Origin of the sequence: Faecalicatena contorta, from assembly GCF_003149105.1 — a bacterium.
GTDB lineage: Bacteria > Bacillota > Clostridia > Lachnospirales > Lachnospiraceae > Muricomes > Muricomes contortus_C.
Window position 1 is genome coordinate 247,138 of sequence record NZ_QGDS01000006.1, and the last position, 16,480, is coordinate 263,617.

The window sequence follows — 16,480 nt, forward strand, 5'->3', positions numbered from 1 at the left end:
GTGACAGGAGGAAACTATGCAGAATTATTATACAAAACAGGCAGAGCAGGTTATTAAATATGCAGGTGCCATGGCAAAAAAGTTAAAACATCCCTACATCGGAACGGAGCATCTGTTATTAGGGCTCAGAAAGGAGTACACAGGTGTTGCCGGTCAGATTTTGGCTATCAATAATGTAGATGAAGAAAAGATTCTTCGTTTGATGGACGAATTAATCGCTCCGGCCGATAATGCGCTGAACGTAGAGCATCCAAAAGAAAGTCCGAGATTGGAGTTTATATTGGATAACAGCCGGAAGGAAGCACAGCATCTTCATACAAGGAGTGTGGGGACAGAACATCTTCTGATGGCCATTATTCATGATGTGGATTGTGTGGCAGCAAGAATTCTGACTACGCTGAATATCAATCTGCAAAAGATTTTAGCGGATATTTTAAATGCTGTAGGTATAGATCCGAAAGAATATCAGGAAGAGATGCAGGAGGATTCTAAAGGCAGAAGCTCTGCAGTAGAGCAGTTCTGTACAGATTTGACTGCTGAGGCAGCAGAGGGCCGGCTGGACCCTGTTGTGGGCCGTGAGGAAGAGATTTACCGTTTGATGCAGGTATTAAGCAGGCGCACGAAGAACAACCCATGTTTAGTGGGAGAACCGGGAGTTGGAAAGACGGCTATTATTGAAGGACTTGCATCCAGGCTTGCTATGGGTGTTGTGCCCGAAAGCATGAAAGGAAAGCGCATTTATACATTGGACCTTCCGGGTCTGATTGCAGGATCCAAGTACCGGGGAGAGTTTGAGGAGCGCATGAAAGGTCTGATTGCAGAGGTAAAATCCAGCGATAACGTTATCCTGTTTCTGGATGAACTGCATACAATGATTGGGGCCGGGGGAGCAGAAGGAGCTATTGATGCGTCCAGTATACTCAAGCCTTCTCTTGCCCGGGGAGAGATGCAGTTAATTGGGGCTACTACGATTACCGAATATCGTAAATACATCGAAAAAGATGCTGCACTGGAAAGACGTTTTCAGCCCATTACAGTGGAGGAGCCTGACAAAGGACAATGTCTGGAAATTTTAAAAGGATTAAAGGAAAAGTACGAGACACATCATAAAGTCATAATAGGTGATAATGCACTTGAGGCTGCTGTACAGTTGTCGGAACGGTATATTACAGACAGGAATCTGCCGGATAAAGCCATTGATGTTCTGGACGAAGCCTGCTCTAAGGTAAGTATGAGAGGATATAAGGTTCCGGATAGTTTAAAGAATTTTGAGGAATCCCTGAAAGAGCTGGCGAAACAAAAAGAGGAAAAAATCAAAGCTGGAGATTTTGAAGGGGCATCTTCACTTCATAAAGAGCAGCAGGAGATTGAAAATAAGCTAGAGAGTATGAGGAAGCGTTTTCGTAAGAAAACGTCTGTGAACCTCCCCCAGATTGAGGAAGCTGATATAGCTGAGGTTGTGTCTGCATGGACAAAAGTTCCGGTGCAGAAGCTGGCGGAAAGCGACACAGACAGACTTAAAAAATTAGAGCAGGTTCTCCATAAGAGGGTCATTGGACAGGATGAGGCTGTAAGTGCGGTTGCAAGAGCTGTGAAGCGGGGCCGGGTAGGCTTGAAGGACCCGAAACGTCCGATTGGTTCCTTCCTTTTCCTGGGACCTACCGGGGTTGGAAAGACAGAGCTGTCTAAAGCCCTTGCGGAAGCTTTATTTGGAAATGAGCAATCCATGATACGTGTTGATATGTCCGAATACATGGAGAAACATTCTGTGTCCAAAATGATAGGTTCACCTCCGGGATATGTAGGACACGAAGAAGGAGGACAGCTTAGTGATCAGGTAAGGACCCATCCTTATTCCGTCATACTGTTTGATGAAGTGGAGAAAGCGCACCCGGACGTATTCAACATACTGCTTCAGGTGCTGGATGACGGACACATTACAGATTCCCAGGGACGCAAGGTGGATTTTTGCAACACTGTAATTATTATGACCTCCAATGCCGGAGCTAAAGCAATTGTAGAACCAAAGAAGCTGGGATTTGCAGTAAAAGAAAATCCGGCAGACGATTATAAACGTATGAAGCAGAACGTAATGGATGAAGTTAAAATGATATTCCGTCCGGAATTTCTGAACCGGATTGATGAGATTATTGTATTCCATGCGTTAGGCAGCAGTCATATGAAACAGATTGTTACGCTGTTATGCAGGGAATTTACGAAACGAGTGAAAAACCAGATGAATATCACTCTTACAATCCGGGATTCTGCCAAGAAGTATATTGTTGAAAAGGGAACAGATGCAAAATACGGGGCGCGTCCTTTACGCAGGGCGATGCAGACAGAACTGGAAGATAAGCTTGCAGAGGCTGTTTTAAACGGAGATGTTAAAGATGGGGACCAGGTGGAAGCGGGAGTCTCTAAAAAAGAAATTAAATTTTACTCAAAGTCTACAAAGCAGTAGAAAATAAAGAGGAATTATTATATAATACAATAAAGAATAGAAAGAATCTGAAATACCTAGGAGGACAATAAAATGACAGCATCAAAAGAGCTAATACAAGCAGAAGAGGACGGAACACTCAGTTTTGGAGACTATACTCTGGAATCTAAGACAAAACAGGAAGATTTCGAATTTGAAGGCGATATTTATAAAGTCAAAACATTTAAAGAAATAACTAAGTTAGAGCGTAACGGTATGTTTGTATATGAATCTGTGCCGGGCAGCACTGTTAAAAGCTTCAAGGCAACAGATTCAGAAGTTACATTTTGTGTATCGTCAGCACAGGATGTACAGTTCACATTGGAACTGGAGCCGGATAGTGAATATGAAGTGTTTATCAGTAATATGTCAGCCGGCAGAATGATGACGAATTTAAGCGGGAAGTTAAGTGTGAGCACAGAAGAAAGTAAAGATGCCTGTGTAGGTGTCAGAGTTGTAAAGTGCTAGAAAGACATTACAGTAAGATTTAAAGTAGAGTCTGGCTCGCCAGATCCGCGTTTGGGCCGGCCGTTTTAGCAGTACTTTCCACTTATACTGCAGTACGGTTCCCCGGAAGAACTTTATGTAAGCAGGAAACGCAGTATTCTATTACATAAGAAAGAGACAGGAGAGCAGAGGGCCTGTCTCTTTTTATATAGCAGGAAATACTTCGGTATTTCTTACTATATAAAACTGACCGGGGATGTGCACTACGCGCATAAGGAAAAGTTTCTTGGAGAAAGGAGTATTATGGCAAAGGGGAAGAAAAGTGTATTCTTCTGTCAGAACTGTGGGCATGAAGAATCGAAATGGCTGGGGCAGTGCCCGGCCTGTAAGGAATGGAATTCATTTGTGGAAGAAAAGACAAGTTCGGTGAAGACAGCCGGAATAAAGAAGGCACGGGAGACAGAAATCGTATCCCTGTCAGAAGTCAGCGCGGATGATCATACGAGAATTCTGACCGGAATCGGGGAGCTGGACCGGGTTCTTGGAGGCGGAATTGTACCGGGTTCTCTGGTGTTGGTAGGAGGTGACCCGGGAATCGGAAAGTCAACACTTTTGCTCCAGGTATGTCAGTGTCTGTCTAAAAATAAAAAGATACTCTATATATCGGGAGAGGAGTCTCTGGCACAGATTAAACTGCGGGCAAATAGAATGGGTGAATTTGAAGAAAATCTGAAACTCCTGTGTGAGACAAACCTGGAGACAATACGGACGGTTATTGAGAGCAAGCAGCCCGAAGTAGTGATTATAGATTCCATTCAGACAATGTACAGTGAAGAAGTGTCTTCGGCTCCGGGGAGTGTTTCTCAGGTTCGGGAATCAACGAATATCTTTATGCAGCTTGCCAAAGGGATGGGTATATCTATTTTTATTGTAGGACATGTAACAAAGGAGGGGACTGTAGCCGGACCAAGGGTTTTGGAACATATGGTAGACACAGTACTGTATTTTGAAGGAGACAGACACGCTTCCTACCGGATTTTGCGGGGGGTGAAAAACAGGTTTGGTTCTACCAATGAAATTGGTGTATTTGAAATGCGCCAAAATGGGTTGGCAGAAGTAGAAAATCCTTCTGAATATATGTTAAGTGGAAAACCAGAAAATGCTTCTGGTTCTGTTGTAGCCTGCTCTATGGAAGGTACGCGGCCAATTTTGATAGAAATTCAGGCTCTTGTCTGCCAAAGCAATTTTGGATTACCCAGGCGTACTGCAGCCGGAACCGATTATAACAGGGTCAACCTTCTGATGGCTGTGCTCGAGAAACGAATAGGTCTCCATCTATCTAGTTATGATGCTTATGTTAATATTGCCGGGGGAATTAAAATGAATGAGCCTGCCATTGACCTGGGAATTGTAATGGCGCTGGTTTCCAGTTATAAGAACCGTCCGATAGATGAGAAAATGATTGTGTTCGGGGAAGTAGGACTGAGCGGTGAAGTGCGCGCGGTAAGTATGCCGGAACAGCGGGTAACTGAGGCTAAAAAACTGGGATTTGAAACATGTGTGCTTCCTATGGTATCGACAGATATGGTAAAGGGGATTAAAGGGATTAAAATAATAGGAGTGAAAACGATCAACGATGCAATGAATCTTCTATAGAAAGTGGACAAGGAGGAAAGATGAATGGAATTTACACAAAACAATACCTTTTGGATACATAAGCCAAAAGAATATAGTTTTCTGAATGGAAAGGTATGTATCACAACGGAACCGGGTACGGATTACTGGCAGCGTACCTATTATGGCTTCAGAAATGATAATGCTCCTGTATTGCTGATGAAGACCAAAGAAACTTATTTTTCCTTTACTGTGAAAACAGAATTTGACAGCAGCCACAGGTTTGACCAATGTGGTATTATGATTTACCAGAATAGCGATAACTGGCTGAAGGCTTCTATAGAATACGAGAATGAAGAATTTCAGCGTTTGGGAAGTGTCGTTACCAATCATGGATATTCCGATTGGGCAACTACAGATATTCCTGCAAAACAGAAAAGTATGTATTACAGGCTGAGCAGACGCGAAAGTGACTTCCTGGTGGAGAACTCTTATGATGGAATAAACTTTAAACAGATGCGCATGGCTCATTTATTTGAAGGAGATGGAGAAATTCAGATTGGAATATATGCCTGCAGCCCGGAAACATCCACATTTCATGCTGCGTTCTCTGAAATAGAGTTTACAGAATGCCAGTGGGAGGAGCACAAGTAACTCTATCCCACTCACTTTTGGCCGAGAATAGAGAACGGTGGAAAAATTCTTTTTGCATATGTAAAAGAGGAAGTGTATAATGAGTGATAGAAGCTTGTTATAATTTCATCAGAACAGGAGAGAAGTGGGGGAGATGTAATAAGCCCATTGGTAATGAAACATTTGTATTTATGGCATTGATTATAATAGATTAGGGGAATAATGAATGGTATCGAAAAAGAAAAATGAGACATTAGTTGATACTATATGCGATTTTATTCGTATGGATATTATTAAGCAGGAACTGGTTCCCGGACAGAAGCTCCAGCCCAAGGAATTAGCGGAGAAATATGGAGTCAGTGAGACACCTGTAAAATTTGCAATGGAGCGTCTTGTAGCGGAAAAGATTGTCGAGAACTTTCCCAGACAAGGGATGCGCGTCAAGTATATTGATTTGGAGGAAGCGAAGGAGATATTCGAGATTCGGCGTATGATGGACTTGTATTATGTGAAGCAGATTATTGTATCCGTTAATACAAATGATCGTTTGAAAAATGCATTAATCAGGAATGTAGATGAACATCGTAAAGCAATTACAGAATACAATAAAAATCAGGATCCGGATTTGTATCAGCTGCATTATAAGCATGATTATCAATTTCATGAACTATATTTGAAATGTTCAGGAAACGGGACACTAGTGGAGATGTATCAGAAGATTAATCCATTTGTATACAGTCATTATATATATCGCCGTCAGACTTTCGAGAAAAATCTGGCAGGAGTAGAAGAACATGCGAATTTAATTAATGCTATTTTTGCCAAAGACGAAGAAAAGGTAAAACAGTCTGTTAATAATCATATTGATAATGCAATTAATACAATCAGTATGATTGTAAAAGTGGATAAGATATTATAGAGTATAGAGAAAGAGGCATTCGCTGGCTATTTGTCAGTGGATGCTTTTTTATGTACTGGGAAAGTTTTCTTTCCCAGTACATAAAAACTCTCTGGGATCGTACTGTGACCAAAATTTCATTATGGAATAAAACTATTTTAAATCATATGGATATAGTAAAAGTGCACAAAATTAAAAAAGATATATAGGAAAAAACACAATTGACGTATAAGAGAAAATCTGACATAATAATATAAAATCTAAATTTATCAAAAAAAGATTTTTTTAGAAAAGATTTAAATTTAAAAAAGAGGAGAAAATGCATGTTGATTTTAGTGTTAGAATCCAGCACTACATCTGCTAAGGCAATGCTGTACGATACCGAAACGAGACAATACGAGACTAGAGTAAGGCCGTATCCACAGATGTATAAGGACATCACAATACATGATGCAGAGCAAGTATTTCTCACGACAGTGCTGCTGGGGAAAGAAATAGCAGAAGGCAGAACAATTAGCATGATTGCATTGGGGGGGACATGGCACAGTGTAATGTTATGTAACACTCAGATAAAACCAGTCACACCGGTTTATCTCTGGTCATACACAGGAGCTGCGGGGCTGTGCAGCAGTCTCAGACAGAACACAGAACAGGTGAATCAATATTATCAGCAGACAGGCTGCATGGTGAATGCTATTTATCCCATGTATAAGCTGTTAATGTTAAAGGAACAGTACCGATTATCGGATTACATAATAATGGGGCAGGGAACATATTCCACGTTTAGACTCACCGGGGAAAGAGTGATTACCGAGTGCATGGCCTCCGGTACAGGGCTGATGAATATTCACACTGGGCAGTGGGATGAGGCATTACTTAAACAGTTGGAAATAAAAGAAGAACAATTGTGCAGTCTGATTCCTTACAATAAGACATTTCCACTGAGCAGAGAGGGTTCTCAGCTTTTAGGAATACAGGAAGGAACTCCTGTGATCCCGGCTAATTCAGACGGTGGATTGAACCAGGTTGGGGTTGGGGCACTTCAGGAAGGGGTTATGACTTTTTCTGTTGGCACAAGTGGAGCCATGCGGCTGTCTGCCGGTAAAGCAGTAATTCCTCAGAAGCCGTCAACATGGTGCTATCGCTCTCCCAAATCATGGCTGGTGGGGGCTGCCACATCGGGCTGCTGTAATTGTATTGATTGGTTTCGCAGCAGTGTGGGAAATGAAAAAACATATGAGGAATTAGAATCAGGGCCGGGAATATCGGAAAATACACCAGTATTTTTGCCATTTTTATTTGGGGAGCGATGTCCGGGCTGGGACGATGAGAAAAGGGGGGGATTTTTAGGAATAGAACCATATCACGGCGTAAGGGATATGTACCGTGGGATTCAGGAAGGAGTTCTCTTTAATCTTTATCAATGCTACAAAGTAATTCTGGAGGTAAATGGAAAACCGGAAAGGATAAAATTATCAGGCGGCATACTTCACTCGGAGGTCTGGAGACAGATGTGTGTAGATATCTTCCAAAGAGAGATGGAGATTGAAGAGATGCCGCATGGCTCATTGCTGGGAGGTGCAGTACTGGCCATGGAACTATTGGGAGTTATTCCAGATGCATCAGAGTTTCTGGAGGGAGAAGCCCGTATTATAAAACCAAATTTAGATAACGCAGCAATTTATGAAAAGAAGTTCAGGCGTTATTTAAAATATTACAATGCAAACACATAATTTTATTGAGGAGGAAGAAAGATGAGAAAGAAATATTTACAAGTAGCGGTATCGGCAGCATTAACTGTGGTGCTGGCAGTTGGCACGGTAGGATGTGGAAAGAAGGAGAGCGCAAGTAATCAAGAAAATAGTGGTGGAGAGACTATTACAATGAAGCTAGCCTTGGTAGACCCGGAGAACTCAAATTATGCTAAGGGTGCGAACGCAATTGCAGATGAAGTAGAGAAGGCCACAGATGGGAAAATTAAGATTGAAGTGAATGCAGGGGGTTCTTTGGGGGGAGAAAGAGATACGGTAGAATTGGCAATGTCTAACAATCTGGATATTGCAACATGTGCGAATTCAGTATTAACCAATTTTATTCCTGAAATGGGAATCCTGGATCAGGCATATTTGTGGACAAATGCTGAACAGGCACATGCGGCAGTGGACGGGGAATTAGGTGACTTAATTAAGGAAAAAGCAGAGGCCCAGGGACTTCATGTTATTGGCTTCATGGAATCCGGATTCCGTAATACTTTTTCTACACAGCCAATCGAATCTGTGGAGGATTTCAAGGGGGTAACGATCCGTACCATGGAAAATAAATATCATCAGGCGGCATTTACTGCATTCGGAGCAATGCCGGTTGCAATGAATTACAACGATGTATTTACAGCACTTCAACAGGGAACTATTGATGCCGCTGAAAACGCAACTGTAAACTGTCTTGCGTCCGGATATTATGAGGTTACAAAGCACATCACAAATACGCAGCATGCATTCGTATACATTGTATTATGCATGTCCGACAGTGCATGGAATAAGATTCCGGAAGATTTACAGCAGCCATTTCTTGATGCAGTACAAAAAGGGTGTGAAGCACAGAGAGAGTATCTTGTAGAAGCAAATACAGAGGCTGAAACAGAACTGAAAGAAAAGGGTGTTGAATTTCATGATATTGATGTAGAAGAATTGCAGAAAGCATACAAGGCGGAAGCTGAAAAGCAAGGGTTCACATTTGATGAAAAATGGCAGGAAGCTGTAGATAAGGCAATTGAGACTACAAAATAATTGGCGGTGAAAAGCAATACAAAGAATTTCTGGAGGCTAAAATGAAAAAAGGATTACAAATATGTCAGAGAATGGAAGACTGGATTATGGTTTTGACTTTTGCAGTTATGGTTATCGCAGCGTTTGTTCAAGTATTTAATCGTAATATTACTCAGATCTCATCGCTGACAGGGATGGAAGAAGTATCAAAATATTGCATGATTTATATGGTACTTTTGGGAACGGAACTGGGGCTGCGTGATGGCACGCAGATTGCAGTTACCGCAGTTGTAGATAAAACAAAAGGCATGGTAAAAAAAATACTGCGCATTATTTCAAAGCTGATTGTTGTAATATTTTCCGGAACTATGTGCTATCAGGGATATGGGATGGTTATGCAGCAGGTAGCATCCGGGCAAAAATCACCGGCACTGCAGCTACCGATGTCAATTCCGTATGCAGCTTTGGTTATCAGTTTTGGAATTATTACAATTGTACAAGGTGTTACAGCGATTATTATGATAAAAAATATCGGAAAAGAAGAGGACGAAGCAGAAGGAATGGACGTTCCGGATGAAACAACAGGGGGTGAAATAAGATGACAGGTTGGATATTATTTGGAACATTTGTAATTATGCTGTTGATAGGTGTGCCGATTGCTATGTCCCTTGGTATATCTACAGCTCTTACCATTCTTATTAGCCCGGAAATCAACCTTTCTCTCAATATTATTACCCAGAGAATTTTTGGCGGTCTGGATTCGACCTCAATTATGGCTATTGCATTCTTTGTATTAGCTGGAAACATCATGACAAAAGGTGGGATTTCGAGAAGGTTATGTGATTTTGCCAACTCAATAGTGGGTGGATTTCGGGGAGGTATGGCACTTGCAATGGTAGTCGCCTGTGCATTTTTTGCGGCACTTTCTGGTTCCGCCCCGGCCACGGTTGTTGCCATTGGTGTTATGCTTTATCCTGATATGGTTCGGCTTGGTTATCCGAAGGAGCGGGTGGCGGGGCTTCTGGTCGTATCAGGTGGACTGGGACCAATCATTCCTCCAAGTATCATCATGGTAGTGTATGCTACGATTACAGGCGCATCTGTAGGAGATATGTTCAAATCCGGTATGTCTATCGGTTTAGCCATTGCAGTTGTCCTCATTATAGTTGTATTAGTCATTGCGAACAAAGAAAGCTGGCCAAAGACTAAGGAAAAGATGACGATGAAGCAGTTTGGCATAAGCTTTGTGAAAGCAATTCCTGCATTGTTTCTTCCTGTCATTATTTTGGGGGGGATTTATTCGGGAATTCTGACACCGACAGAGTCGGCAGCGGTGGCTTGTATATGGTCATTGATTGCATCTATGTTTATATATAAAGAAGTTAAGGTAAAAGACTTGTATGCAATTTTTCTGGATTCAGCGAAAAGTTCAGCAATGATTCTATTTATCATTGCGACATCAACAGCATTTGCATGGCTATTTGCATTCTCAGGAATATCAACAGCACTTGTAAATTTTGTTATAAACATGAACTTGTCAGCAACAGCCTTTTGTTTAGTAGTGGCAATTATTCTTTTGATTTTCGGAGTTTTTCTGGAAGGAATTGCAACAGCTGTCCTTATGGTTCCAATTCTCTGGCCCATTGCACAGTCGTTGGGAGTAAATGTTATTCATTTTGGTATGATTGTATCCATTGCGAATGTAGTAGGAACAATGACACCTCCGGTTGCTGTAAATATATTCGCTGCAGCAAGTGTTACAAAATTGAAGATGGGAAGTATTGCCAAGGGTCAGTTACCCTTTTTCATTGGATATCTGGCAGTGTTCTTCCTGGTAGTATTTTTCCCGCAGTTGTCTACAATGTTCATTAAATAGGAGAAGCAGTACATGAAAGAACAGAAAAATAAAGAACGTATGGAACGGTGGCGTGCCCAGTCTTCTGAAGAATGGGGATTCCACAAGGTAGTGACACCTGATACCTGCGAGTGTCAGGAGACACAGATATTTCGCTTGAACCTGCAGGAAGGGACGGCCTACCTGCTAGAATCAAAAGGGCTGGAACTTCACGGGGTTCTAATCAGCGGAAAGGCAGCGTTAAGTGAACATGCGGTGCTGAATCAGAAAATGGACAAGTTTGATTCTTTTTATATTCCGGGGAAAAATGAAGTTAGAATCACGGCGGAGGAAGACTGCTTCTTTTATATTGCCGGAGCAGTTTGTGAAGGATACGGAGAACCAATGTTCAGAAAGTTTGATATTACACTTCCTATCGGAGATATTCATCAGATTCATGGTTCAGGAGTGGGACAGCGGGAAGTCATGTTTACCCTTGCACCACAGGATAAGGCATCCAGGCTCTTGTGTGGTCTTACATGGAGCGGAGAGGGAGCCTGGACCAGTTGGCCGCCTCACCAGCATGAGAAGGATTTAGAGGAAGTATACTGTTACTTTGACATGCCCGCCCCCAGATTTGGTTTCCATGTGAGTTATCTGAAGAGTGGAGAGGTGGAAGATATTGTAACACATACGGTTCAGACAGGAACTTGTGTACAGGCACCTTGCGGCTATCATCCAACAGTGGCATCACCTGGAACGAGAAATACATATTTGTGGGTATTGGCTTCTTTTAGCCATCCAAGCAGAAGATATGACTTAGCGGTATTAGATCCGGTATATGAAAATTGTTAAGCATATTAGAGAAAGGTAAATATAACATGAGTGATATGTTAAAAAAATTAGAAGAATTAAAAATTGTACCTGTTGTGAAGCTAGATAGGGCAAGTGATGCAAAGGCTCTTGGCGATGCGCTTTGCAGAGGGGGGCTTCCTGTTGCAGAGGTAACATTTCGTACAGATGCTGCGGAAGAATCTATAGTGACGATGAAAACGGAATTTCCTAACATGTGTGTGGGTGCCGGAACGGTAGTAAATGTTGAGCAGGCCAAACGTGCCCTGAACGCAGGGGCAGAGTTTATTGTGTCACCAGGTTTTTCAAGAGAAGTGACCGAATTTGCAATAGAAAATAATATTATGATATTTCCTGGAATCTGTACACCGACAGAGATTATGGCTGCTATGGAGTATGATATTCCAGTAGTAAAATTTTTCCCGGCAAAGCAGTATGGGGGATTAGATACAATCAAGGCACTGGCAGCACCATTTCCTTCTTTAAAATTTATGCCTACGGGAGGAATCAATGCTGAAAACATTAAAGAATTCCTTGCATGTAATAAAATAATTGCTTGTGGTGGAAGCTGGATGGTTAATCCGGTACATATCGATAACAAAAATTTTAATGAAATTGTAAGAATCACAAAGGAAGCAGTGGATCTGGTTCATTAATAAATAAAAATATTTTAAGTAAAAGGAGTAGCGTTATGAATATGTTTGATTTAACAGGGAAAAAGGCAATTGTCACAGGAGCTGCTCAAGGATTGAGCTTCGGTATGGCAGAAGGTCTTATGGAGGCAGGGGCAGAAGTTTGCATAATTGATATTAACCCAAAGGCAGAGGAAGTGGCAAAGAAGATGTGTGAAAAAGGCTTCAAGTGCCATAGTGTGATTGGCAATCTGGGGGATGATAAGCAGCGGGTGGAGGCTTTTGATAGGTCTGTTGCATTACTTGGAAATCATCTGGACATTATTGTAAACAGTGCAGGTGTACAGAAACGTCACAAGAGTGAAGAATTTCCACTTGATGACTGGAGGTTTGTTCTGGACATTAACTTAACTGCGGTATTTGTACTATGCCAGTTGGCAGCGAAACAGTATATAAAGCAGGGCACAAAGGGAAAAATCATTAATCTTGCCTCTATGCTTGCCTTTTTCGGTGGTTATACAGTACCTGCATATGCTGCAAGTAAGGGTGCAGTTGCTCAGATTACAAAGGCTTTCTGCAATGAGTGGGCAGAAAAGGGAATAAATGTGAATGCTATGGCACCAGGATATATGGACACCGAGATGAATGTTGCTCTCACAGACCCAAGTAACCCGCGTTATATGGAAATTACTAACCGTATTCCAGCAAAAAGATGGGGGACTCCGGATGATATGAAGGGAACAACTGTATTTCTTGCATCATCCGCGTCAGACTATCTGAATGGAGCGGTTATCCCTGTAGATGGTGGATACCTAGTGAAATAAAGGATGATAGGGAGAAGGAATATGCAGCAGAAATGTGATATTGCAGTGTATGGTCTGGGTGTGATGGGCGCCAGCCTTGCTAAAAATATGCTGAATCATGGATACAGAGTGGTAGTATATAGTATCAGTGAGCAGGAGAGGGCTCGTTTTAAAGACGACATAAAGAATCAGGATACATATGTGATAGCTGAAAGTGAAGAGGAACTGCTGCAGTCTCTTGCCTCTCCAAGAAAAATATTTATTATGATCATGGCAGGCAAGCCTGTGGACATGGTTCTTGATAGTTTGATACCATGTCTCAATAAAAACGACGTAGTGATGGATGGTGGTAACTCATACTACGAAGAAAGTGTACGCCGTTATTATAAGTGTCAGGAAGCCGGGATCCAATTTTTGGGTGTCGGCGTTTCTGGCGGAGAGAAAGGAGCACTGACCGGTCCCAGTATGATGGTTGGAGGAAGCAGGAGGGGCTGGGAGAGCAGCAGAAGGATTTTGCAAACAATAGCAGCAAAATACGAAGGAAATCCATGCTGTGTTTATCTTGGAAATGAAGGAGCCGGGCATTATGTGAAAATGGTACATAATGGAATTGAGTATGGGATTTTACAGTTGCTTTCAGAAACCTATCATTATCTGAAAGACGGGATACACGCACCCCATGAGAAAATTACAGAGTTGTTCCGTTCATGGAAAGAAAGCGAATTATCTTCATATCTGATTGATATCAGTATTCAGGTTTTAGAGAAAAGGGATGTGGATGGGAAATTTTTGCTGGACAAAATCAGAGATAAGGCAGATCAGAAAGGTACAGGCCTTTGGACATTGAAGGAGGCGTTAAAGGCGGGGATCTATGTACCGACTATCTATGAAGCAGTACAGGCAAGAAGCTTTTCCGGCAGGGATAAAGTAAGGAATTCTGGCAGGAAAATACTTGCTAAAGGTCAAAGTACAGCATTGTTTATAGAACTTGATGAGAGTATTTGCCATATGTTTAAGGAAGCATTATATTGGGGCATGATTTCCTGTTACAGTCAGGGCCTGGAACTGATTCAGTATGCATCGAAAAAATATGACTGGCAAATCCCAATCCTTGAAGTTGTTCAGGTGTGGAGAGAAGGTTGTATCATTCGCAGTGCATTGCTCTCTGAGATTCAGAACGCGCTGATTGGGAAACCAGAAGCTTTAATTTTGAGCCAATATTGGACTGATAGGGAGGAGAAGGTAGAGAGTGTGAGATATATCACAGCTAATGCTCTTCTGGCGGGATATCCGTGTGCAGCCTATGAAAGTGTATTAAATTACTATTCATATTTTGAAACAGAGACAATGCCGGTATGCTTCTTGCAGGGATTACGGGATTGTTTTGGAGCTCATACATATGAGAGAAAAGATGGGAATGGGCGTTTTCATACAGAATGGACAGAATAAATTGCCCCAGGCATATTTGAGGAGAGGTCATGAAAAGATATAAAGTAATAGTAACAGCAAGATCCTTTGGTAAAACAGACGATCAGGCAAAAGATATATTAGAAAAAAATGGATGTAAAATTGTAAAAATAGAAGCAGCCAACGGATCTGTGGAGGAGCAGATAAGAAAAGAAATTGTGGATTCAGATGCGGTTATCGCAGGATTGGATGATTATACGGGGGAAATTATTAAGTCGGGGAAAAAGTTGAAGGTCATCTCCAGATATGGCGTGGGATATGACAAAGTGGATCTTGAAACGGCAAAAAAGAATAATGTAGCGGTTACCATTACCCCGGGAGCAAATGGGGATTCGGTGGCTGATATGGCCGTGGCGCTTATGCTTGATGTGGCAAGAAATGTTGCATATATGGACAGAACCATGAAAGAAAAGAATCAGCAAAGGCCAGATGGTGTGGAGATGTGGCAGAAAACCATCGGCGTAATCGGGGCGGGAAGAATTGGCCAGGGTGTTGCGAGAAGGTGCAAAGGATTTGACATGCGGGTGCTCTGTTATGACATGTATGAAAATGAGCTCTTTAAAAAAGAAGTGGGAGCAGAATATGTGGATTTGAATACCCTTTTGAAAAAATCTGATTTTATTACGATTCATTCTCCGCTTACACCGGAAACAGAAAATATGATTGACAAAAAAGCATTTGCAGTTATGAAAAACGAAGCAATTATTATTAATACCGCAAGAGGTGGAATCATTAATGAGAAGGATTTATATCAGGCATTAAAAGGTGGAGCAATCCGCGGTGCCGGACTAGACGCAACTGTAAAAGAGCCACCCTATGACAGCGAATTGCTGACACTTGATAACTGTATTATAACACCTCATGCGGGAGCAGCGACTAAGGAAGCCAGTAATAAAATGAGTGTTCTGGCAGCACAGAATGTTGTAGACATCCTGACAAGAGGAGTCTGTGATTATCAGGTATAAGCGGCATTTACATAGAAAGAAGGGGGATGTAGTGAAAAAAGCAGATTGTATGTATTGTACAAAAAATGAAAAGCTGCAGAGGTTAATGATACCAATTGCGGAATATGAAGGCACAAATATATATTACTTTAAGGACCAGAAACATCGAGGGAGATGTATTGTTGCTGCGGGCGGACATTATGATGAATTGTATCAGATGGAAGAGGAAAAAAGGAATAAATTTATGAATGTCGTGGCCAGGCTTGCGTTGGTTATACAAGAAGAATTTGATGCCGACAAAATTAATTATGCAATATATGGGGATCTGGTCCCCCATTTTCATGTACATCTGGTCCCAAAGAAGGAGGGAGAACTCCAGTGGGGAGGCCCCTTTACAGATGATATCGATAAAGTAAGTCTTGCGGAAGAAGAATATGAACAAGATATAGAAAAGATCAAAAGCAGATTATAAAGGAAACACAGAGGCTATCCCCAAATTGTAGAAACATTCAAACTAATATAAGCTAAAAGTGATATGCTTCCCTTGTAGTAGGAATTTGAAATGTAAAAACTGCTCATTACAAGGAGGAGCATATCAGATATTTTGAGGCTGAAAAACTTGTCGAAAAAAGGTGTTGACAAATAATATGAGGGTGTGATACTATAACAAAGCTGTCGCTTGAGGGGCGAGCAGAAAGCTCAGAAACAAGCCTTGAAAAAGTAAAAGAAAAATAAAAAAGTTCTTGACAGAAAGCAGACAACATGATATCCTATAAAAGTTGCCGCTGACGACAAAGAACGACAGCGAAAACGACAAAGAACCTTGATAATTAAACAATAGACAACAAACCCTTGAAAATTTCTTATAGAGAAAATTTTTAAGAACAGCATCAGAAATGATGCACCCATCACTGGAAGAGATTCCGGTGGTAAGAACAGTAAAACATGCTTATTGAACTACTAATGTTCAATAAGAGGGATAGAATTAGCTAGTAGCGATTCTTGACTGGAAACAAACACTTTTAACGAGAGTTTGATCCTGGCTCAGGATGAACGCTGGCGGCGTGCTTAACACATGCAAGTCGAGCGAAGCACTTTACTTGGATTTCTTC

At 41.6% G+C, this 16,480-nt stretch carries 15 protein-coding genes and 1 rRNA gene; all 16 read left to right on the forward strand.

Annotated features, from left to right (window positions below; genetic code table 11):
* Positions 1–16 precede the first annotated feature (16 nt).
* A complete protein-coding gene (locus A8805_RS12190; protein WP_109711499.1) occupies positions 17–2,461 on the forward strand; it encodes an ATP-dependent Clp protease ATP-binding subunit in 2,445 nt (814 codons plus the stop codon).
* 72 nt (positions 2,462–2,533) lie between these two features.
* Positions 2,534–2,947, forward strand: coding sequence for an endosialidase (locus tag A8805_RS12195; protein WP_109711500.1), 414 nt, complete (start codon positions 2,534–2,536; stop codon positions 2,945–2,947).
* Between the two features lie 282 nt (positions 2,948–3,229).
* Entirely contained in the window at positions 3,230–4,582 is a 1,353-nt protein-coding gene (gene radA, locus A8805_RS12200; protein WP_109711501.1) for a DNA repair protein RadA, read from the forward strand.
* A gap of 24 nt (positions 4,583–4,606) precedes the next feature.
* Positions 4,607–5,194: a DUF1349 domain-containing protein gene (locus tag A8805_RS12205; RefSeq protein ID WP_109711502.1), complete on the forward strand. Its 588-nt coding sequence runs from the start codon at positions 4,607–4,609 to the stop codon at positions 5,192–5,194.
* A gap of 205 nt (positions 5,195–5,399) precedes the next feature.
* Positions 5,400–6,092 carry a GntR family transcriptional regulator gene (locus A8805_RS12210; RefSeq protein WP_109711503.1) on the forward strand — a complete coding sequence of 231 codons (693 nt, stop codon included), beginning with the start codon at positions 5,400–5,402 and terminating at the stop codon, positions 6,090–6,092.
* Between the two features lie 302 nt (positions 6,093–6,394).
* Positions 6,395–7,804, forward strand: coding sequence for a gluconokinase (locus A8805_RS12215; RefSeq protein ID WP_109711505.1), 1,410 nt, complete (start codon positions 6,395–6,397; stop codon positions 7,802–7,804).
* A 21-nt stretch (positions 7,805–7,825) separates the two neighbouring features.
* Positions 7,826–8,857, forward strand: coding sequence for a TRAP transporter substrate-binding protein DctP (gene dctP, locus A8805_RS12220; protein ID WP_109711507.1), 1,032 nt, complete (start codon positions 7,826–7,828; stop codon positions 8,855–8,857).
* Positions 8,858–8,898: 41 nt separating this feature from the next.
* A complete protein-coding gene (locus A8805_RS12225; RefSeq protein ID WP_109711509.1) occupies positions 8,899–9,438 on the forward strand; it encodes a TRAP transporter small permease in 540 nt (179 codons plus the stop codon).
* Positions 9,435–10,712, forward strand: coding sequence for a TRAP transporter large permease (locus A8805_RS12230; RefSeq protein ID WP_109711511.1), 1,278 nt, complete (start codon positions 9,435–9,437; stop codon positions 10,710–10,712). Before A8805_RS12225 ends, A8805_RS12230 begins: the two co-directional genes overlap by 4 nt.
* A 12-nt stretch (positions 10,713–10,724) precedes the next feature.
* Positions 10,725–11,525, forward strand: a complete 801-nt coding sequence (locus tag A8805_RS12235; protein WP_109711513.1) for a 5-deoxy-glucuronate isomerase — start codon at positions 10,725–10,727, stop codon at positions 11,523–11,525.
* 26 nt (positions 11,526–11,551) lie between these two features.
* Entirely contained in the window at positions 11,552–12,178 is a 627-nt protein-coding gene (gene eda, locus A8805_RS12240; protein WP_109711515.1) for a bifunctional 4-hydroxy-2-oxoglutarate aldolase/2-dehydro-3-deoxy-phosphogluconate aldolase, read from the forward strand.
* A gap of 35 nt (positions 12,179–12,213) precedes the next feature.
* A complete protein-coding gene (locus A8805_RS12245) occupies positions 12,214–12,978 on the forward strand; it encodes an SDR family oxidoreductase (protein WP_109711517.1) in 765 nt (254 codons plus the stop codon).
* Between the two features lie 21 nt (positions 12,979–12,999).
* Positions 13,000–14,406 (forward strand): NADP-dependent phosphogluconate dehydrogenase, encoded by a 1,407-nt coding sequence (gene gndA, locus A8805_RS12250; RefSeq protein WP_242992370.1) that lies wholly within the window; start codon positions 13,000–13,002, stop codon positions 14,404–14,406.
* Between the two features lie 29 nt (positions 14,407–14,435).
* Positions 14,436–15,389 (forward strand): phosphoglycerate dehydrogenase, encoded by a 954-nt coding sequence (locus A8805_RS12255; RefSeq protein ID WP_109711520.1) that lies wholly within the window; start codon positions 14,436–14,438, stop codon positions 15,387–15,389.
* A 31-nt stretch (positions 15,390–15,420) separates the two neighbouring features.
* Positions 15,421–15,840, forward strand: a complete 420-nt coding sequence (locus A8805_RS12260) for an HIT family protein (protein ID WP_146199445.1) — start codon at positions 15,421–15,423, stop codon at positions 15,838–15,840.
* A 549-nt stretch (positions 15,841–16,389) separates the two neighbouring features.
* A 16S ribosomal RNA gene (locus tag A8805_RS12265) occupies positions 16,390–16,480 on the forward strand; the annotation flags it as partial.